19 protein-coding genes are annotated in these 19212 nt (G+C 43.4%); 7 read left to right on the forward strand and 12 right to left on the reverse strand.

The features are described 5' to 3' along the window. Positions 1-222: 222 nt before the first annotated feature. The 3 genes from FM038_RS04275 to FM038_RS04285 all read right to left on the reverse strand — a co-directional run bounded on the left by FM038_RS04275 (position 223) and on the right by FM038_RS04285 (position 3804). Positions 223-1377, reverse strand: a complete 1155-nt coding sequence (locus FM038_RS04275; RefSeq protein ID WP_142872110.1) for a methionine aminotransferase — start codon at positions 1375-1377, stop codon at positions 223-225. 678 nt (positions 1378-2055) lie between these two features. Continuing rightward, positions 2056-2493 carry a SufE family protein gene (locus tag FM038_RS04280; RefSeq protein ID WP_142872111.1) on the reverse strand — a complete coding sequence of 146 codons (438 nt, stop codon included), beginning with the start codon at positions 2491-2493 and terminating at the stop codon, positions 2056-2058. A 96-nt stretch (positions 2494-2589) separates the two neighbouring features. Continuing rightward, on the reverse strand, positions 2590-3804 hold the full coding sequence (locus FM038_RS04285) for a cysteine desulfurase (protein WP_142872112.1): 1215 nt from the start codon (positions 3802-3804) through the stop codon (positions 2590-2592). 202 nt (positions 3805-4006) lie between these two features. On the opposite strand from FM038_RS04285, the gene FM038_RS04290 reads away from it, so the two are divergent. Continuing rightward, a complete protein-coding gene (locus FM038_RS04290; RefSeq protein ID WP_142872113.1) occupies positions 4007-4624 on the forward strand; it encodes a class I SAM-dependent methyltransferase in 618 nt (205 codons plus the stop codon). 80 nt (positions 4625-4704) lie between these two features. On the opposite strand, the gene FM038_RS04295 is transcribed toward FM038_RS04290, so the two are convergent. From FM038_RS04295 to yjjX, 3 genes are all read right to left on the reverse strand, one after another. After that, positions 4705-5748, reverse strand: coding sequence for an NADP(H)-dependent aldo-keto reductase (locus FM038_RS04295; protein ID WP_142872114.1), 1044 nt, complete (start codon positions 5746-5748; stop codon positions 4705-4707). A 125-nt stretch (positions 5749-5873) separates the two neighbouring features. Beyond that, positions 5874-6824, reverse strand: a complete 951-nt coding sequence (locus FM038_RS04300; protein WP_142872115.1) for a bifunctional helix-turn-helix transcriptional regulator/GNAT family N-acetyltransferase — start codon at positions 6822-6824, stop codon at positions 5874-5876. A gap of 331 nt (positions 6825-7155) precedes the next feature. Next, positions 7156-7737: an inosine/xanthosine triphosphatase gene (yjjX, locus tag FM038_RS04305; protein WP_142872116.1), complete on the reverse strand. Its 582-nt coding sequence runs from the start codon at positions 7735-7737 to the stop codon at positions 7156-7158. A gap of 677 nt (positions 7738-8414) precedes the next feature. Here yjjX and FM038_RS04310 point away from each other — a divergent pair. Continuing rightward, positions 8415-9701 (forward strand): serine/threonine transporter, encoded by a 1287-nt coding sequence (locus FM038_RS04310; protein ID WP_185965754.1) that lies wholly within the window; start codon positions 8415-8417, stop codon positions 9699-9701. 103 nt (positions 9702-9804) lie between these two features. After that, entirely contained in the window at positions 9805-11172 is a 1368-nt protein-coding gene (locus FM038_RS04315; RefSeq protein WP_142872118.1) for an L-serine ammonia-lyase, read from the forward strand. A gap of 69 nt (positions 11173-11241) precedes the next feature. Here FM038_RS04315 and FM038_RS04320 read toward each other — a convergent pair whose 3' ends face one another. Further along, the gene (locus tag FM038_RS04320; RefSeq protein WP_142872119.1) at positions 11242-11685 is read right to left on the reverse strand and encodes a GNAT family N-acetyltransferase; all 444 of its coding nucleotides are present in this window, start codon (positions 11683-11685) and stop codon (positions 11242-11244) included. 164 nt (positions 11686-11849) lie between these two features. Between FM038_RS04320 and FM038_RS25415 the strand changes: the two genes are divergently transcribed. Next, positions 11850-12263: a DUF4234 domain-containing protein gene (locus FM038_RS25415; protein ID WP_142872120.1), complete on the forward strand. Its 414-nt coding sequence runs from the start codon at positions 11850-11852 to the stop codon at positions 12261-12263. Between the two features lie 119 nt (positions 12264-12382). Here FM038_RS25415 and FM038_RS04330 read toward each other — a convergent pair whose 3' ends face one another. Then, a complete protein-coding gene (locus tag FM038_RS04330; RefSeq protein WP_142872121.1) occupies positions 12383-12802 on the reverse strand; it encodes an META domain-containing protein in 420 nt (139 codons plus the stop codon). A gap of 89 nt (positions 12803-12891) precedes the next feature. Here FM038_RS04330 and FM038_RS04335 point away from each other — a divergent pair, with 89 nt between their 5' ends. Next, entirely contained in the window at positions 12892-13092 is a 201-nt protein-coding gene (locus FM038_RS04335; protein ID WP_142872122.1) for a hypothetical protein, read from the forward strand. A gap of 23 nt (positions 13093-13115) precedes the next feature. Here the strand turns inward: FM038_RS04335 and FM038_RS04340 are convergent, their stop codons facing one another. Both FM038_RS04340 and FM038_RS04345 read right to left on the reverse strand, forming a co-directional pair. After that, positions 13116-14063, reverse strand: a complete 948-nt coding sequence (locus FM038_RS04340; protein WP_142872123.1) for a GGDEF domain-containing protein — start codon at positions 14061-14063, stop codon at positions 13116-13118. A 232-nt stretch (positions 14064-14295) separates the two neighbouring features. Continuing rightward, positions 14296-15261, reverse strand: a complete 966-nt coding sequence (locus tag FM038_RS04345) for a GGDEF domain-containing protein (RefSeq protein ID WP_142872124.1) — start codon at positions 15259-15261, stop codon at positions 14296-14298. A gap of 189 nt (positions 15262-15450) precedes the next feature. Here FM038_RS04345 and FM038_RS04350 point away from each other — a divergent pair, with 189 nt between their 5' ends. Both FM038_RS04350 and FM038_RS04355 read left to right on the forward strand, forming a co-directional pair. Further along, positions 15451-16020: a GNAT family N-acetyltransferase gene (locus FM038_RS04350; RefSeq protein ID WP_142872125.1), complete on the forward strand. Its 570-nt coding sequence runs from the start codon at positions 15451-15453 to the stop codon at positions 16018-16020. Positions 16021-16071: 51 nt separating this feature from the next. Next, positions 16072-16539, forward strand: coding sequence for a hypothetical protein (locus tag FM038_RS04355; RefSeq protein WP_142872924.1), 468 nt, complete (start codon positions 16072-16074; stop codon positions 16537-16539). 8 nt (positions 16540-16547) lie between these two features. Here the strand turns inward: FM038_RS04355 and FM038_RS04360 are convergent, their stop codons facing one another. Both FM038_RS04360 and metK read right to left on the reverse strand, forming a co-directional pair. Further along, complete coding sequence (locus FM038_RS04360) at positions 16548-17549, reverse strand: glucosaminidase domain-containing protein (protein ID WP_142872126.1); 1002 nt, start codon at positions 17547-17549, stop codon at positions 16548-16550. A gap of 195 nt (positions 17550-17744) precedes the next feature. Beyond that, positions 17745-18899 carry a methionine adenosyltransferase gene (gene metK / locus FM038_RS04365; RefSeq protein WP_142872127.1) on the reverse strand — a complete coding sequence of 385 codons (1155 nt, stop codon included), beginning with the start codon at positions 18897-18899 and terminating at the stop codon, positions 17745-17747. Positions 18900-19212 lie beyond the last annotated feature (313 nt).

Here is a 19212-nt window from a genome sequence, read left to right on the forward strand (position 1 = left end):
CGGTTTCAGGGATGAAACCGCAGAGCGGCCAGGGATGGCTTTACAGCGTCCCACAGAAGTATCTGCATGTGAGCCTGCTGCAAGCAATAGATAACAATGAAGTTGTGCTTACCTGAAAATAACCAAATACAATGTCTGCCCAATGAACCCACCCCAAAAAGATATTTGAAACTTGTTATCCGACAAGTGAGCAAAATTCAATATGAATAGTGAAATCTGCCACTAGAGAGGAGACAGCCTTTCTGCTGCTTGCTGCAATGTTACATCCTCTTTGGCAAAGCATAGGCGAATGACTTTATCACCGGGGGGAGTTTGGTAAAATACGCTTAGTGGGATTGCGGCTACGCCAATCTCTTTGACTAGGTATTCACAAAATGCCATGTCGTCTATCTGTGATATCGCCGAATAATCTAGTAGTAAAAAGTAGGTGCCTTCGCTGGGTAAAATAGTAAAACGGCTAGCTTGTAGCGCATTAACTAACACGTCTCTCTTATGTTGATAAAAAGGGGCGAGTGCAGTGATATGTTCAGGCTCTTCGGCGAGCATATCTGTTAATGCCAGTTGAGCCGGAGTGAAGCTTGAAAAGGTGACATATTGGTGAATCTTTCTAAATTCTTGTGTCAGTTTCTCGGGGGCGATGCAGTAACCCATCTTCCAGCCTGTACAGTGGAACGTTTTACCAAAACTAGCGATCACAAACGCGCGCGCAAAAAGTTCAGCATCGCTTAACACACTAATGTGTGGTGTTCCTTCAAAGGTGATATGTTCATATACCTCATCACTTATCAGCAGCAGATCATGCTTGAGGACTAGTTCCTTTAACTTATCAAAATCAGCTTGTTTTAATGTCTTTGCGCTGGGGTTATGGGGCGTGTTGATAATAATGCCACGGGTTTTCTCGGTGATAGCAGCCTCTACCAACGGCCAGTTGATGGCATAATCCGGCGCCAGCATGGCGATATGTACCGCACGGCCTCCGGCCAGTTCAATAGCTGGTTCATAAGAGTCATAGGCGGGATCGAAGATAATTATCTCATCTCCTGGGTGGGTGATGGTTTGTATGGCGACAAACAAGGCCTCGGTCGCGCCAGAAGTCACAGTGACTGTATCAAGTGGGTTGATATCTGTGCCGTATATTCGCCCTGTGAGTGATGCTATTTGAGCCTGAAGAGGTGCAAGTCCACAGGAGGGCGCGTACTGATTAAATCCTTGCTCGCAGTATTTAGCTAAGCGCTGCTTTAGCAGAACGGGGGCGTCAAACTCAGGAAAGCCTTGAGAGAGGTTAATGGCTTTATATCGGTTGGCCAGCCCTGTCATAGTAGTAAATATGCTAGTGCCAAGGTTAGGTAATTTACTGCTATGCGCTAAAGTATTCAATGGAACCCTCTCTGATTGCAAACAACTCTACTTACTGAGTTTTTGCACCTCTTTATAATCTCATCATATTCTAAATTAACATGATTTCATATTAGCCAAATAAGCTAGTCAAACAAGGCAGTTTTGCTCGCAAGAGCCCTGTAATTCCAATAAAATCAATTAAAGAAGATCTTTGAAACTTGTTATCCAACAAGTAAACACGCTTTTGTCCAAAAACGTGTTTAGCTAGCACCTTTAAGCTCCAATCGAAGAGATGAATAACCTGATGTAGATGCGGCAGTGGGCTTCGGTTTCAAGGATGAAACCGCAGAGCGGCCAGGGATGGCTTTACAGCGTCCCACTGAAGTATCTACATGTGAGCCTGCTGCAAGCAATAGATAACAATGAAGTCATGCTTACCAGATAATAACCAAATACCGAGTTAGCCCAATGAATCCACAATAGATATTTCAGGAACTTGTTATCCAACAAGTAAACACGTTTTTGTCCAGAAACGTGTTACTAACCAACAAATCTTAAATCGAAGAGATGACTTTTTCGACTGCATAGCTGATGTAGGCCTGCTGCAAGCAATAGATATCAATGAAGCTATGCTTACTAGGCAATAACCAAATACCAAAACCGCCCAATGAACCCAATTCAAAAGATACTTGAGTAAGTTGTTATCCGACAAGTCTGTCAGACTGATGTTTTAATCGCTTTCAATACCGCAAGTAATCCATTAGTCCTAGATGGACTCAGTTGTCCGGTTAGGCCTAAACGGTCGAAATAGACATCTGAATTGAACGCCGCTATTTCGTCAGAACTCTTGCCGTTACAAGCGGTTAGCAATAGCGCTATTAGCCCTTTTACGATCCGGGCATCACTATCTGCAATAAAGTAGTGTTTACCCTCTATTTCATTATGATAGAGCCAGGCATTACTCTCGCAGCCTCTGACTTGGGCTTGTTCTACCCGAAACTCTTCATCAAGTTTAGGCAGCTTTTTTCCTAGTAGCATTATTTGACGATAGCGTTCCTGCCAACTGCCAGCGTTCTCAAACAGAGGTAATATCTCTTCGCTGTCGAGAGATAGTGCTAAAAATGCTGCTGTGCTGGGTTGTGCTAGTTGACTCATACGTGCCCTGAATAATTTTTAATGATTTTCAATAACTTGCTAGAACCTAGAACCTAGAACCTAGAACCTAGAACCTAGAACCTAGAACCTAGAACCTTAGTCTAGCAGCATATCTTTCACTGATTTTAATGCCTCAATAAAACGATCGATATCTTCTTTATTGCTGTAGACACCGATAGAGGCTCGGCAGCAACCTTTAATGCCTAAGCTTTGCATCAGTGGCATGGCGCAATGATGGCCGCAGCGTACGGCGATGCCCTGTTGATCCAGTAAGATCCCTACGTCCTGATGATGTTCACCCGTTAAGTTAAAGGCGACTGCACCTATGTTGTCTTCATGTGCGCCGTAAAGGGTGATATCGCCTAAATTTTTAAGTTGTTGCTGCAGGTAGTTGAGCAGCTCTTTTTCTCTTTGAGCGGTTTCTGCTGTCGGCAGAGAGAGTAGAAAGCTTAATGCCTCTCCAAGTCCTATGACCTCAGCTATAGGCGGCGTACCGGCTTCTAGTCTGTTTGGCAGTATATTGTACTCAGTGCTATCAAAGCTGACGGTTTTGATCATCTCACCACCAGTCATCATAGGTGTAAGAGTATCGAGAAGTTCGAAGCGGCCATAGAGGACTCCTACGCCAGTTGGGCCATACATCTTGTGGCCAGAAAAGACATAGAAGTCGCAGTTAATCTTTTGCATATCGACATCAAGATGCGCGATGGCTTGAGCACCATCAATCAAGGTGATAGCGCCAACAGCTTTAGCCTTAGCGATGAGACTGTCCACTGGATTTTGTGTACCGAGTGCATTGGAGACATGGCACAATGCAACGATAGCGGGTTTCTCTTCTAATAGTTTGTCATAGGCTTGTATATCGAGGCGACAGTCCTCAGTTAACGGTATGGGCTTGATAACCGCGCCTGTGCGCTTGGCTAACTCCTGCCAAGGAACAATATTGGCATGATGAGCAGCTGTGTCGATTAAAATCATATCGCCGGATTTTATTTTATGGGTCAATCCATAAGCGACCATGTTGATGGATTCAGTGGTGCCGTGGGTAAAGATGATCTCTTCTCTTCGCTGAGCCTTAATAAAGCTTTTTAGCTGATCTCGCACCGCTTCATAGTGAGTGGTGGCACGTGACGATAATTGGTGAGCAGCACGATGAACGTTGGCATTATCTTTATGATAATAGCTGCTCATAGCTTCTATGACCTGTTTTGGCTTCTGGCTGGTGGCTGCGGTATCGAGGTAACAGAGTGGATAGCCGTCTAGTGTCTGCTCGAGTGTAGGAAATTGAGCACGAAGATTGGCATGGTCCATGGTTTAATCCACTAATTTAATCACAAAATAAAAGGCCTGATGATCTTCGGAGATCTGCACAGCGAATGCAAGCTGCTTTTAACTTTGATTGCTCTTGCTTTATTTACTCTTCCTTTATCTATTCCATTAGATAAAACTTGTATTTATAACAATCTTTTCTACAGCAGGTTTGCTACAGTTCTGTCAAAAGTAAGGAGTCGAGATGCAGTCTAAAGATCATTGGGAAAATGTTTATTCCACCAAGGCCGAAGATGAGGTTAGCTGGTTTCAGGAACATGCAAAACTATCGTTAAAGTTGATCCAAAGTTCGGAAGCAGGGCTAGGTGCGTCGATTATCGATGTTGGAGGTGGTGCCTCGACGCTGGTCGATGATCTGTTAGACAAAGGGTATCGAGATATTAGCGTATTGGATTTATCGGCTGCAGCCCTTGATAAGGCAAAAGAGAGATTGGGAAGCAGGGCGTCAAATATCAATTGGCTAGTGGCCAATGTGATAGAAGCAGATTTTCCCAGACACAGCTTTGATGTCTGGCATGACAGGGCCGTATTTCATTTTCTTAATACGTTAGAGGAGCGACAAGCATATGTAGCAGCAGTGCTTAGAGCGGTAAAGCCGGGTGGGCTGGTCATCGTTGCTACATTTGCAGAAGATGGCCCTACCATGTGCAGTGGTTTGCCGGTACAGCGTTATAGTGCTTCTAAGCTACATGATGAGTTCGGCGAGCCTTTCTCTCTTCTTGGTCATGAGAAGGAGTCCCATCAGACACCAAGTGGGCAAGAGCAACATTTTGTGTATTGTTTTTGCCGAAAGCAGGACTAAAGCGGAATGAATAGTAGGAACTCGCTTCATTTCAGAAGCTAGTTCCTGCTTCAATCAGTTCGACTACTTAGAGCTTGACGTTATGGACAAGGCAATCGATAGGTTTGTGCAAGCTCATCGAGTCTGATCATTAACTCAGATGAGATCACTGTGTTGATTGAGTCAATATTCTCTTTCAACTGCTCAAGGTTAGTGGCGCCTATTATATTAGATGCTACAAATTTCTGTGATGTCACAAAGGCTAGCGACATCTGCGCCGGGCTGAGTTTGAACTCACGGGCGAGCTCAACATACGCTTTAGTGGCTTCGAGTGCTACCTGAGTACCAGTGTAGCGAGAGAAGCGCTTAAACAAGGTGAGTCTAGCCCCTTCTGGCCACTTGTCATCTATATATTTACCCGACAGAGCGCCAAATGCCAGTGGTGAATAGGCGAGTAAGGGAACCTCTTCCCGGTGGCTTATCTCGGCCATACCGACTTCATAACTACGGTTAAGCAAGTTATAAGGGTTTTGCACACTAACAACTCTGGGTAAACCGTGTTTCTCGGCGAGCTGTAGATACTTCATCACTCCCCAAGGCGTCTCATTGGAGACGCCGATATAGCGGATTTTTCCTGCTGTAACCAGAGAGGCTAATGCCTCTAATGTTTCTATGATTGGGGTCTGCTTTTCATTGTCATCAATTTGCTGATATGACAGTTCGCCGAAGAAGTTAGTGTTTCTGTCTGGCCAATGGACTTGATAGAGATCTATGGTATCGATTTGCAAACGTTTAAGACTGGCATCTACAGCTTCATGAATATTACGCCAGTCCAAGGTCATGTTGGGGCGAATATAATCGCTTTTAGAGCCAGGACCCGAGACTTTCGTCGCGATAACCAAATTGTCGCGCTTACCACTCTGCTTTAGATAGTTACCGAGAATACGTTCAGTCTCGCCTTGAGTTTCCGCTTTGGGCGGCACAGGGTACATCTCGGCGGTATCGATAAAATTGATGCCTTTGCCTATGGCATAATCGAGTTGAGAAAAGGCTTCGGCTTGGGTGTTTTGTTCTCCCCAAGTCATGGTGCCTAAACAGAGCTTACTCACTTCAAGGCTGGAATGTGGTATTCGACGATATTCCATAAGATCTCCACTGTGCATTGATTAGGTAAAGGAAGTGTCCTACCTGAATTCGAGGCTAACAAGCTTTCAGAGGAAAGACTAGGAAATAAAGATCTTAGGTTCTAGATCCTAGGAACTAGTACCTTTTATAACTTTAACAACATGGGCATCTCACAGGCATCATGACCTGTGTCTCCCATATGAGAATCTATATGCTCAAATCCAATGGACTCATACAGTTTCACGGCTTCACCCAGACATGCGGTTGTTTCTAGGTAACAAGCATCAAAGGACTGATCGCGAGCAAAGTCGAGAGCCTGATAAGCTAAGCGCTTAGCAAAGCCTTTCCCGCGTAAAGATTGGCTGAAGTACATCTTTTGTAGTTCACAGATCTGCTGTCGATCCTCTGTTGAGCCGCTGGTCACTAAGGGGGCAATTCCGCCTCCGCCTAATACTTGACCATCCTTTTCTATTATCCAATAGCAGGCATTATTTCCTAGGTATTGTTCACTAATAGCATCTAAGGTGGGATCGGCAACGCCATAGCCCTTGTCCGCAGTTAAGCCATACTCGGCAGAGACTTGGCGGATCACCTCGGCCATGGCTGTATTGTCTTGTGCAGTGATCTCTCTAATGGTGTATTCCTGTTGCAGCTGTGAGCGGCGAATGGCTTTATGGTAGACGCTCATGGCTACTTCTATCTTCTGAGTTTCAGAGGGAGACAATTGAGATAAGATTTCGTCAAAGATGATATTTTGCTGCCGATCTAATTTCTGCAGTAACCTTTTTCCTTTAGGAGTCAGGTGTGCCAGCAGGCTACGACTGTCTCTAGGGTTGCTTTTGGTGTCAGCAAATCTTTTTCCTACTAGATGACTAACAGCACGACTCGCGTTTGATTTATCAATATTGAGGATATCGGCCAGCTTTTTTATGGATATTGCACCATGGCTGATTTCGAGAAGGGCATGAGCTTGCACTGGCGAGAGGGGCAGATCACCACAGGCCGAATTCAGCATGCCAAGCTGGCGGACAATATGACGAGAAATGGTTCTGAGGGCAGATCCAGGTTGATCATTTGTTTTCGAATCTGCAGTCATATTTTACCCATAATTTATGTATTCAGTACATTAATGTCGTTAATCGCCGCTGTCTTGGTCAATATCAATCAATTTGGTTGCGACTTACAACTAATTTAGGGGCTTATGAAGTAAAATGCAAGTGGTAGATGGGTTAATGTGAGTAACGTTCTCGAGCATACGTTATAAATCAAATGTTGGTAGGTGTTTGATAAGCATTGCTTAAGCCTAACCTAGTGGCTTAGAGAAAATAATGCAAGCAATTGCTAATTTATCCTATTGCGGTTTAATGAATGACGGCTCAAAGGGACCTTGAGCCATCATCAATATGATGAAAATCAATGGAATGGTATTAGTACAATTGAGGGTTTAGCATTGGCGCCATCGCTAGAATTAATGCTTGAGTGTAGATACTTTCTCGGGTGGCGTGGCCTTGAGTGAGTAGACCTATGGCTCCGCCTTGTTGCTTGATGTTTTTTGTATTGAACAATCTGTCCATGACATCTCCCAATTCTTCTCCTGCTAACAAAGACTCATACATAGCATTGGAAATAGGCAGTTGAGCGCTACGCCCTATAGAAAGCTGGTGCTTGGTCGCTATTACTGTGTAGGCAAAGGTTGCCGGACCATATTCAAAATTATCGACTCCACCTTCCATTGCGATAAATAGCTCAGTGGTATCTTCATCTTCAGATCTATTTTCATTTGTGTAGGCGAAATTTTGACAATATTTCACTCTATTTACCGCGCCATCGCGGGTTTCGCGATCTGTCATGGGCTGATCCGGTACCCCTGAAGGTGTATGCATGCCATTGCACTCGATATCGCTATCAGGAAAAAGCTGACAGATGGCGACTTTAGCCGCGTTCACTTTTACCGGGTTCTTTGAGCCGACAAATACTCTTATTTTTTTAAGGTTCGTTATCTTGTGCATATTATCCATCATCTCCCTACAAGCATGTAGAGATTATACTCACTTTATTGTGAGCTATTGAATATTCCTTTCCCGCATATAAAGCTAAATCGTGTCATTTTTTACGAATTAAGCCTACTCAGTCGATGATTTATTATTTCGATTTGAAAGTGCTTTGTTAGAGAGGGGAATCACAGCAGTTAGTTTTTGGCCTAAAAAAACTGATGCGTGACATGGGTCACTCTGACGTTATGAGTTGGTGTGCAGCAGATCACGCTTGATTATTCACTTTTGGCTAGCGACAAATGCTGTGATCTAATTCAAGTTTCACCCAGCTAATGCAGTGTGATGTCGAAGTAGTGCGCTTTTTTGTGAGCTGAGTGCGCACCGCTTTGGTTGGGGTAGATTTTCTAATATCACCAAACAGTAATATATGTGCTTTAAATGTTAATTTTAGGTTCGTTTTGGTTGCTGTGGTGAGTATTAAATATAGATTTAGCACATGATAAATTAGACATAGATCCCAATATCAGTTTGTTCTTAAATTTGATGACAAAACCCCGCTCTAGATCAACTTTTAACACCTTTACTTCTATATTCTGGCCTTGAAATTTGCTGCTGCTTCCCCTTTGAAAATGGTTTAAGGCGGGGTGGCATCTAGAAAAACCAAGGTGTAGAACACCTCAAAGGTAATGTTTATGCAAAATGAAGCGCCCGTCACTCCTGTCAACGATACGCAAGCTAACCCAGCGGCAATCCAAGGCTGGACACGTAAAGATACCACCTGGATGTTGAGCTTGTTTGGTACTGCAGTAGGTGCAGGTATCCTTTTTCTACCGATTAACGCTGGAATGGGTGGTTTTTGGCCACTAGTGATGATGGCCTTAATCATCGGCCCTATGACTTATTTGGCACACCGTGGCTTGTCTCGTTTTGTTTGTTCTTCTCAAAAGCAAGGCAGCGATATTACTGATGTGGTCGAAGAGTATTTTGGCGTTGGGGCAGGTAAAGCCATCACAGTGCTGTATTTCTTTGCCATTTTTCCGATAGTGTTAATTTACGGCGTTGGTATCACCAATACTGTGGATAGCTTTATCGTAAACCAACTAGGCTTTGCATCTCCTCCACGCTTCATTCTTTCAGGTTTGCTCATTATTGCCATGATGTCTGTGATGGTCTCTGGTGAGAAGTTGATGCTTAAAGTCACTCAGTTTTTGGTTTACCCTTTAGTTGCTATCTTAGCCTTTATGTCACTGTATCTAATCCCTAGCTGGAAGACAGATGCCATCATGCAGGTACCTCAAGTGGGTGACTTCTTAGGGACTGTATGGCTCACAATTCCAGTATTGGTTTTTGCCTTTAACCACTCTCCTGCAATTTCCCAGTTCTCTGTCGCATTAAAGCGTGAACATGGTCAGAATGCAGCGAAAAAAGCGGATATCATACTGCGCAACACAAGCATGATGTTAGTGAGCTTTGTGATGCTGTTTGTATTCTCTTGTGTGCTTTCACTCAGTCCTACTCAGCTTGCAGAAGCTAAAGCGCAAAATCTACCGATTCTTTCCTATCTTGCTAATGTCCACTCAAGCGGTTTCGTTAGCTATTTTGGTCCTATCATCGCTGTCATCGCGATTGTGTCATCTTTCTTTGGTCATTATATGGGTGCGACTGAAGGAATGAGAGGGATCATTAATAAGCAGTTGAGAAGCAGTAAAAAAGAGGTTTCAGCTAAGAAAGTTGATAAGTTCATCTTAGGCTTTATGTTCGTCACTATTTGGGGCGTTGCGGTAATTAACCCAAGCATTCTAGGCATGATTGAAGCGCTTGGTGGTCCAATCATTGCGGCTATTTTATACCTAATGCCTATGTATGCTGTATACAAGGTTCCAGCGTTGAAAGCTTACCGTGGCCGTATTAGCAATGTCTTTGTGGTTATTGCCGGTCTATTGGCAATGACAGCAATCTTATTTGGTATGTTGTCTTAAGAAATTACCAATTTTTTAAGGTGTAGTGTTTAGGGTCAGACTTGGTAGACAGGGCTGACCCTTCCTCGTTTCAGTTTCCTCAAAGGATTTTAGAGGTAAAATTATGTTTAGCGCATTTGATATTTTTAAGATAGGTGTCGGTCCATCGAGCTCACACACTGTCGGGCCGATGAAGGCCGCCAAAGAGTTTGTCGATGAGTTACGTCAATCAGGCGAGTTAGAGCTGATCACTCATTTGAGTGTCGATATCTATGGCTCACTGTCATTAACCGGTAAGGGGCATCACACTGATATCGCAATCTTGATGGGCCTTGGTGGTAATAGCCCTGAAAATGTTGATATTGAATCGATCCCTGAGACTATTGCTCAGATCGAGAAAACTGGGTTGTTATACTTAGGAAAAGAGTCTCACCAGGTTAAATTCCCCCAAGGTTCGGTGACATTTCATCAGCATGCACTACCACTACATGAAAATGGTATGTCTATTCATGCCTATATCGATGATAAGTCTGCACTGAGTAAGACCTACTACTCGACTGGTGGCGGCTTTATTGTCGATGAAGAGCACTTTGGCTTAACGGCGGCCAATGAAGTCATGGTGCCTTTTCCCTACGCCTATGCATCTGAATTACTCGAGCAGTGTACCCAAGCAGGCATGAGTATCAGCGCCTTAATGATGGAAAATGAGAAGGCTTTCAGCAGTGAAAAAGCCATCTATGAAGGCTTTGGTGCTGTATGGGATGTGATGAAAGCCGGCATAGAAAAAGGGCAAAAAACTGAAGGTGTGCTTGCGGGGCCTCTTCGCGTACCAAGGCGTGCACCGGCACTATACCGTCAATTGAAAACCAACGAGAGGCTATCTTCAGATCCTATGGAAGTCATTGATTGGGTGAACATGTTTGCCCTCGCTGTCAGTGAAGAGAATGCCGCTGGTGGACGCGTGGTGACATCGCCGACGAATGGCGCTGCAGGCATAATTCCTGCTGTGATGGCTTATTACGATAAGTTTATTCAACCCATGGGTGAGCAAGAATATACTCGCTTTTATTTAGCAGCAGCCGCTGTTGGCTCGCTTTATACGCGAAATGCGTCGATCTCTGGTGCCGAAGTGGGTTGTCAGGGAGAGGTTGGAGTTGCCTGTTCTATGGCCGCTGCGGGCTTAGCTGAAATCATGGGAGCCACACCTACTCAAGTTTGTATTGCTGCTGAAATAGGTATGGAGCACAACTTGGGTTTGACTTGCGATCCTGTTGCTGGCCAAGTACAAGTTCCTTGTATCGAGCGTAATGCCATTGCAGCTGTTAAAGCGATTAACTCTTCACGCATGGCGATGCGTCGTCATAGTGAGCCTAGAGTCAGCCTAGATAAGGTGATTGCGACCATGTACGAAACAGGCAAAGATATGCATGTTAAGTACCGCGAAACTAGCCAAGGTGGCTTAGCCATTAAAGTCCTGAGTATTTGTGCTTAACTTAAACAAGTTCCTAGGTTCTAGTTTTTAGATCCTAGGAACTAGAACCTAGAACCTCGCGCTTCATCCTTACTTCTCTTCATACATTAAATAATAACTCTGCTCCATCCCTAGGGCTTTATAAGTCTGCTGAGCCTTAGTGTTCTCTTGTTCGACATAGAGTCTAAAGCTTGCTGCACCACCATTCTCAGCTGCTATGGATTTTACCTGCTGGTAGAGCTTGCCATAGATCCCCTGACGACGATTCTCAGGGCGGATATAGACGCTTTGGATCCAGTAGTAATTCATCGCACGCCAGTCACTCCATTCAAACGTGACCATAAGAGAACCCACTATTTCGCCATCGACTTCAGCCACTAAGTAGCAGCCTTTTTCAGGTTCTAACAGCAGGGTATTAACGCCTTTCGTTAGCAAGGCTTCGTCTAGAGTAAGGTTTTCAGTCTCTAGTGCCATAGCTTGGTTGAATTGTACGAGTGCTGCCAGATCCGATTGCTGGCCTGTTCTTATTTTCATATCGACTCTTTTTCCAGTGCATGACTTATTGAAGTTATGCACTTTACCATTTTCTGTGCCGGAAAGTTTCTATCAGGCTGCGATATTTTATTCGACTAAAGTCTACCTCTGCTAGACTTTATATTACTGGCTTAAGAGAAGTCGACTTAGGAGAAGAGGCGCCTATGGCAACAGTCCACCATAAATACCGTGTGCATCGGATTTCGGTTAAGTTTTCAGTTCAAGGCTCAGTAAAATTTAGAGGGAAAAGTGTTGGTTTACGAGATTTACGACGAGCTGCAGCGAATCAAGATAACCTGATCGTGCAAGAAGATACAATGAGGCTAAAAGATAAGGTCGAATCGTCGAATTTAGAAAAAAACAAGGTGATTCATTTTGTGCTTACTTTAGTGACATTTGGTGCGTGGGGACTTGTGTGGTGGTGGTTAATCTTAAAGTCAGAAGGTAAAACTGAGCAATTTTTTCGTGGCTTTGATGATGCTTACTGGAGCTATCTTATTGAAAGAGATCAGCCGCCTGCATCATTACATAAAATGAAACTCGACTCAGAGCATAAGCAAGGGCATTTTGATGCTTGAATGACTTATTCGGATAGGCATTATTCTCGTTTGAATATTGTTTAATACCGTTTCATTTTTTAAAGTAAAAAACCGCCAATTGGCGGTTTTTTAGATCTGCCATGGTGTAAGCATATGGGTTAGATTTTACTCAGTACTAGCTGAGTATCGCCCTCTGTATCTTTCAGCAGCAGCTTTCCTTTAGATATCTGGCCTGAGACTACTTTAGGCATAGCGCTCATGACGCGCTGCTCTTGATCCATTAATGCATCCACGCAGGCTTTCATTGTGCTACCTGCTGGGCTGAGTGTGAGAGCATCTTCCGTTAGTGTATATTTGCCAAAGAAGCTATTACAGCTGTTATTACCACTAAGCTTGCCTTCTTCAGCAAAAATGAGTTGAGCAGGACTATAATCGATTACTGGTTGACCTTTGATAGCTTCAATATGCCAGGTACCTGTTAACGCCAATCCTTTAGATGACATTGGAGTCTCAGTCGTACTTTGGCAAGCGGTTAATCCGAGTAGGCTAGTAGCGATGATAAAATATTTTAAAGACATAACTGGGATCCACAAAAATTTATGCTTATATTGTGGCAAGTTTAAGGCAAGATAAAAAGCAATAACTCGATATAGGGGCTTAAAGTGTAATGAAAGCGATAAAACTATTGCATTGGCTAGGTGTCATGCTGCTTCTTGGTGGGATCGGAGGTTATCTGTTTACAGAAGTGACACTTGAAATATCCGGTATGGTATTGGTGTCTAGCATGATTGGTTTAGGGGCTGTATTGATGTCGCCCTTTCCCATCGTATTATTTATACAATGGGCAAGAGCACAGGAAAATAAGTAGAGCAGTGCTCGCTTATCTTGAGCTTACTGAGCGGGCATATTCAATAACTCAAGCCTATTTACCTCAAGACTTTCAGTTGCTTGCTCTTGCATTGGGAGCAGGCTGATTTGAGTGTCAGGCGTGAAGTAACTCTGTCCTATAGCAATCCGTATCGCGTTCGCTTCTTTGAGCAGTTGTTTTTTCAATCTCAGAACCAGAGAGTCTAAGTTTGATTCATTATCGATAAAACATAGGATGATAAACTGGTTATCACTAATCCTTGCCGAAACATCAGCATCTCTTAGGCTGTGATGGATAATCCTAGCGACTGAACGCATAATTTGTTGACTGGCATCACTTGTCTGTTTATTTTGTTCATCAAATAGAACTTCAATAAGAATAATGCCTGCATGGGAGCCAAAGCGACGACTTAAGCTTAATTGTCTTGGTGCCATTAGGCTAAAACCATATTGATTCAGCATACAGGTCTGATCGTCCTGAACTGATAACATTTGAACTTTCTGCATTAAGAAAAGATGCTTTAACTCAGCCTGTATTAGGGCTTTGGTGGTTTCAATCACAGGAGTTAGACGCTCTTGATGTTTATCTTGGCCCGGTTCGCAGATCAAAATACACCCAAATAACTCTCCGCTGGGCCAAAATATGAGTTGGCATAAGAGTCGCTCAAATTGGGATAAACTCGAGTTAAGCTCCTCTCCTTGTACCTGTGATAAACCATAGCCAGGTTGAGACTGCATCTGATGTAATAGCCCAGCATCCAAAAAGGTTGTTCCACCACTAAGCCCATGAGGCTGTTTTTGGCGGGCGCAGACGATTTGGAAGCTATCTTCTGAAAGCTGTACAATGACACTCGCTTGAGAGCGGTAGAAGCTATTGAGTAAGTCGACTTGCTGCTGCCATCGAGTCAAGCTGATTGCTGGATGATCTTGCTCTCTTAGCCAGACTAAATGATGATTATTTTGCGCCAGCATGAGTTTTCTCACTTATTTATTACATTGAGTCTTTATACCTAATTGGTATTAAGACCAATTCACAGAAACGACGGTGTAAGCATACTGAATTTTCCAAGTTAATAACATGTAACTTTGTCTGTTTTTTGAAGAACAGAGTGTTCTTCCAATGTAAAAGGGATCGTTGGTTTAGCTTGAATGACACTTGAGACAACTAGTGCATATCTTATGCCTTTTCTCTGTGTCGTTTCTGTTACGTTCTCGCCTCTAAAAGCTCAGTCTCCTCTTCTCGTTTAACTTGTTCAGACTTCAGTCCTTTTTTAGATTCATTTAGCATAGGCGCAAGCTTTACTGTTGAGTCTGGAGTGAAATAGTTACAGCTGGAATCGACTTTTAATTGCTCATTCTGCTGAAAAACAAGCTTATCAACTCGTTTGCATATATGCAGAAGATCTCTTTCAGAATCGACAAATACCAGTACAACAAACTGGTTATCATCATAATGGGCCGCTATATCAGCAGTTCTTATGGTGTCCTGAATGATAGTACCTAGTAACCTGTGGTGTTTCTCCTCTATATGCTCTGCACCATAATCAGAATAGAGTTCGAAAAATATAATCCCGGCATGGGCGCCGAATCGTCTTCCTAGACTTAGTTGCCTAGGCGCCATCATAATGAATCCATATTGGTTTAGCATGCCAGTCTCTCTATCTCGCATAGATAGAGACTCTATCCTCTGAGTTTGGCAGTACAGAGTTAACTCTTGCTGCAGCAGTACTTGAAATGGCTCGAGCATAAATGAATTAGAGGCAGTGGGTGAAGTTTTAGCATTCAAGACGCAGATACAGCCAAAATGGGTACCATCAGGCCAAAGTATGGGGCGGGTTAGTAGGTTTTGAGCCTGGTCGAATTCTTCATGGAGATCGATGTGATCATGATTGGTTAAATCAATATTGAGCCCATCAGGCAATGAGCGGACTAAGCGTTGGAAAATTTTGTGATCGCGTGGAAAAGCCGTTCCCGTTGTAAATTCTCTGCTTTGGCATATTGAGCTGACAATCACTTCAAAGTTGGCCCCAGTTTCCTGAATGATAAATACCACATCCGCTTCATAGTAGCGCTTCATTAACTCACACTGATGCATCCAACGAACTAGATTGAGCTGGGTATTATCACTTTCGAGCAAGCTAATACGGGTGTCAACATTTTCAGGGAGCATGGGAACCTAGGGAAAGTTGTCTAGTTATTTGGTAATTGTGGTCGTCAGATCGCCATTAAGCAAATAGCGACCTATTTGGCATTCACGCCTAGAAGGATATTTAGCCGACCTTAGGGGGATTTAGGTATATAATCAAATTCATTTTCTTGAATATTTTTCAAACATTAGTAAAGAGTGAATACCTAAGTCATGAATATCAGACCTGCCACAATTGGCGATCTTAAGCAGCTTGTAAAACTCGAACAGATACACCTAAATGATGAACTTGGTGATGGTTCACAAGACTATGGACTGGATGGGCAAACTTTTGATGAAAGTGAGTTAAAAGAGCTTATTGAGAGGCACTGGATTTGCGTGGCAGAAAAGGAAGTTGCTGACAATTTAAGTGCTGAACCCGGTGACATCCTTGGTTATGTTATTGCTGGTCGCTGGGCTTTTTTTGAATCTTGGCCCATATACAGAAACATTCTTAAGAATATAAAAACCTTGAGTATTGAGGGGCAAGCCTTGTCTATTCGTAACTCCTGCCAGTATGGCCCAATTTGGATCAAAAAAGAGTGTCGAGGGCAAGGGATATTTGAGGCTTTGGTTGCTGGAATTACTATGCAGGTTAAAGCGGACTTTTCCTATATGCTGACGTTTATTGCTGAAGATAACTTAGGCTCTTTTACTGCGCATACTAAAAAGGCTTCTATGCAGGTGCTGGACTATTTTACCTTCGATGATAGAGATTATTATCTATTGGCCTTATCGACTTGAACTAGATGTTCAAAGAGCGCTGCATAAATAACAATTAGCTTAGGGGTCATGATGAATAAAGAATATGAAAAAGATGTAATACAGCCAGTTCAAAATTTGCTGGCACCTTATGCCAACCAGACGTTATCGGCTTTTGACAACTCGAAGCTGGTCATTGCAGTTATTCATGCAGCTTTTGAGAAGACTTCAACCTACTTAGCTGAGCCTCCAATTGCCTATGAAGTCGCAATGAGTGTTGACGACCGCGTTGAGTCAGAGCATGACAAGAGTAAAAACAGTGCACCTTTTTATTGTGTTAAATGGCAAAATATATGGGTACATTGTGGTCTAACCAATGACTATAGTGCTTCGATTCAGCTGTTTTCTCATCATGAAGAAAATGAAGGCGTTGGTGATATGGACTTCATTGATCGCCTTTCTTTAGGCTCGACAATATTGAGGGAGATCAAGGTTCCAGTGATGTCGCTGCAACAAGTCGAGTTTATGTGTATGGAGTATGCACATTTTGACCATTGTTAATCGATTCGCTATTGATTCTTTCCTATTAGGTGTAGAGGCGCAGCGCTACTTAAGTAAGCCTCATCGACTTGATCTAACTTGTTGAAGCGGATCATTTCTCGGATGCCATCGATATAAGCTTGACCACGTTCTGAGTATTTATCTAATGTTCCAGCTAACACTGGCCCTGTTATCGCTTGTTTATTACCACGTAGTTCTGCGCGTAAATCACGCAGTCGTTGATAAGCACTATTGGTATTCAAGTTGAACATATAGCCTTCTACCGATGCAAGCGGGCTATCAAATCTGGCTAATCCATAATTACCTAACTCTTTACGTTGCTGCTTGGGGATCATGCCATTGCCGCTGAAATCCCATTGACCAAAGAAGGCATTTCCTTCCAAGGTAAATCTAGAGGTGGCCCAGCCGCTTTCTTCGGCAGCCTGAGCTAGCACGAGTGAAGGTGGCAATACATCTACCTGACGCAATAAGCGGGTGCGTAGCTCTTCAGTAATCTGGATATTGCTATCTGTTATCGTCTTATACTTTAACGCTAACTGCAGCAGCTCAGGTGCATCAAGTGATGCGTTTTCTATCAACTGACATTCTAATAGAATATTTTCATTAGAGACTAAAATGAGTGGCGCCATCAAACGGAAAAAGACCATTTTTTTCTGTTGCACTGGAATTTCGTTAGATGTTTTATGCCAATTATCGCTGACCTTCTCAAAGGTCAAGCGAGGCACTTCACGGTTGCCATCGAGCCAACTTTGGGTGTTGTAGTTAAGAGAATCGAATAGAGAAATAAGATCATCGAGGGATTCTAGAACTATATCTTTTGGGGCACTGCTGGGGATATTGTCACTCAGCTGGGGAAGATTGTCGTTTAATCGTTCAGCATCCGATTGCGCCATTTTCTTATCTGTATTTTTTACATCACTTGGCCCGTTTGTGAAATTATCCACTCCCCACCACAGTGAAGTCCCTATTAAAAGCGTCGCCAGCAATAGTTTTCCTATGTTACTTCCCATTGTCTCTCCGAGTTCCAAAAATGAATTAGCGGGCAAGCCTGCTAACTTACAGTATCGCAACTTAACACCAGCTTAACCTAGCAGAATGGCTACAGATGTGTAGAACAAAATAGTGAAGGGGATTTTTTCCTGGCATAAAAAAACCGCCAAAAGGCGGTTTTGATGTTTCAGCTGTGATTAGACTCGTTAAACGAATTAAAGCTTAGCTGCAGCTTTCAGCTCTTCAGCCTTGTCGGTACGCTCCCAAGGGAACTCCTCACGACCAAAGTGTCCGTATGCTGCTGTTGACTTATAGATTGGGCGAGCCAAATCTAACATCTCTGTCAGGCCATATGGGCGAAGGTCGAAGTGCTCACGTACAAGCGCTATTAACAAGTCTTCAGCAACTTTGGCTGTGCCGAATGTTTCAATGCTGATAGAGGTAGGCTCTGCAACACCAATCGCATAAGACACTTGTATCTCACAACGGTCAGCAAGGCCTGCTGCAACTATGTTCTTAGCTACGTAACGTGCTGCGTATGCGGCACTACGGTCAACTTTTGATGGATCTTTACCTGAGAATGCGCCACCACCGTGACGTGCCATCCCGCCGTAGGTGTCGACGATGATTTTACGACCGGTTAGACCACAATCTCCCACTGGACCACCGATAACAAAACGGCCTGTTGGGTTGATGAAGTATTTAGTGTCTTTAGATAACCACTTAGCCGGTAATACTGGCTTGATGATGGTTTCCATTACGCCTTCAATCAGGTCTGACTGGTTCACGCTGTCACAATGCTGAGTCGAAAGAACAACGGCGTCGATACCTGCGATGCTGCCATCGCTATTATAAGCAAACGTGACCTGACTCTTCGCATCTGGACGCAACCAGGTAAGGGTCTTGTCTTTACGCACTTCAGATTGACGCTTCACGAGTGCATGTGCATAAGTGATAGGCGCAGGCATGAGTACGTCGGTTTCGTTGTTGGCATAGCCAAACATTAGACCTTGGTCACCAGCACCTTGCTCTTTAGGATCGGCGCGATCAACACCTTGGTTGATGTCTGGAGACTGTTTACCAATGACATTTAATATCGCGCAAGAGTCAGCATCGAAACCCATATCAGAATGAGTGTAACCAATTTCACGTACAGTCTTACGGGTGATCTCTTCGATATCAACCCAAGCTGAAGTTGTCACTTCACCACCAACCATGACCATGCCGGTTTTTACATAGGTTTCACAGGCAACACGAGCTTTAGGATCTTGCTCTAGGATTGCGTCTAGTACCGCATCAGAAATCTGATCGGCGATTTTATCTGGATGACCTTCTGATACTGATTCAGAAGTAAACAAGTGCTTTGCCATGGTGGGGAGTCTCATCGTTGAACAATTTGAATGTGTAGAAGTATCTACATCTAGACGTCTATATTAATTCAAAAATGGCTATTGATCACCCCTGTTCGTTAAAAAATCACTCATATTGTGACATTGAAGATACATAATAAACGTGTTTTTAGGTTATTAGCTCTTAATTATCAGTTGTATAGCCTAATAGTCTATGCGCGCATGAAATCAGGTAAATATTTGTCATATCAGAGCAATAGCCAATACTCTGTTTCCATATGGTGGTTTCATCCCTACTACTGATGGGGAAATATTACGATTTGGTGAATTATCG

Source organism: Shewanella eurypsychrophilus (genome assembly GCF_007004545.3).
In the GTDB taxonomy this organism is placed as follows: Bacteria; Pseudomonadota; Gammaproteobacteria; order Enterobacterales; family Shewanellaceae; genus Shewanella; species Shewanella eurypsychrophilus.

Coding starts and splice junctions, on each gene's coding strand:
- FM038_RS04315 (WP_142872118.1), top strand. CDS start 9,805: ATGTTTAGCGCATTTGATATTTTTAAGATAGGTGTCGGTCCATCGAGC.
- FM038_RS04330 (WP_142872121.1), bottom strand. CDS start 12,802: ATGTCTTTAAAATATTTTATCATCGCTACTAGCCTACTCGGATTAACC.
- FM038_RS04360 (WP_142872126.1), bottom strand. CDS start 17,549: ATGGGAAGTAACATAGGAAAACTATTGCTGGCGACGCTTTTAATAGGG.
- FM038_RS04355 (WP_142872924.1), top strand. CDS start 16,072: ATGAATAAAGAATATGAAAAAGATGTAATACAGCCAGTTCAAAATTTG.
- FM038_RS04345 (WP_142872124.1), bottom strand. CDS start 15,261: ATGCTCCCTGAAAATGTTGACACCCGTATTAGCTTGCTCGAAAGTGAT.
- FM038_RS04290 (WP_142872113.1), top strand. CDS start 4,007: ATGCAGTCTAAAGATCATTGGGAAAATGTTTATTCCACCAAGGCCGAA.
- FM038_RS25415 (WP_142872120.1), top strand. CDS start 11,850: ATGGCAACAGTCCACCATAAATACCGTGTGCATCGGATTTCGGTTAAG.
- FM038_RS04280 (WP_142872111.1), bottom strand. CDS start 2,493: ATGAGTCAACTAGCACAACCCAGCACAGCAGCATTTTTAGCACTATCT.
- FM038_RS04300 (WP_142872115.1), bottom strand. CDS start 6,824: ATGACTGCAGATTCGAAAACAAATGATCAACCTGGATCTGCCCTCAGA.
- FM038_RS04340 (WP_142872123.1), bottom strand. CDS start 14,063: ATGCTGGCGCAAAATAATCATCATTTAGTCTGGCTAAGAGAGCAAGAT.
- FM038_RS04320 (WP_142872119.1), bottom strand. CDS start 11,685: ATGAAAATAAGAACAGGCCAGCAATCGGATCTGGCAGCACTCGTACAA.
- FM038_RS04335 (WP_142872122.1), top strand. CDS start 12,892: ATGAAAGCGATAAAACTATTGCATTGGCTAGGTGTCATGCTGCTTCTT.
- FM038_RS04350 (WP_142872125.1), top strand. CDS start 15,451: ATGAATATCAGACCTGCCACAATTGGCGATCTTAAGCAGCTTGTAAAA.
- FM038_RS04310 (WP_185965754.1), top strand. CDS start 8,415: ATGCAAAATGAAGCGCCCGTCACTCCTGTCAACGATACGCAAGCTAAC.
- metK (WP_142872127.1), bottom strand. CDS start 18,899: ATGGCAAAGCACTTGTTTACTTCTGAATCAGTATCAGAAGGTCATCCA.
- FM038_RS04285 (WP_142872112.1), bottom strand. CDS start 3,804: ATGGACCATGCCAATCTTCGTGCTCAATTTCCTACACTCGAGCAGACA.
- FM038_RS04295 (WP_142872114.1), bottom strand. CDS start 5,748: ATGGAATATCGTCGAATACCACATTCCAGCCTTGAAGTGAGTAAGCTC.
- yjjX (WP_142872116.1), bottom strand. CDS start 7,737: ATGCACAAGATAACGAACCTTAAAAAAATAAGAGTATTTGTCGGCTCA.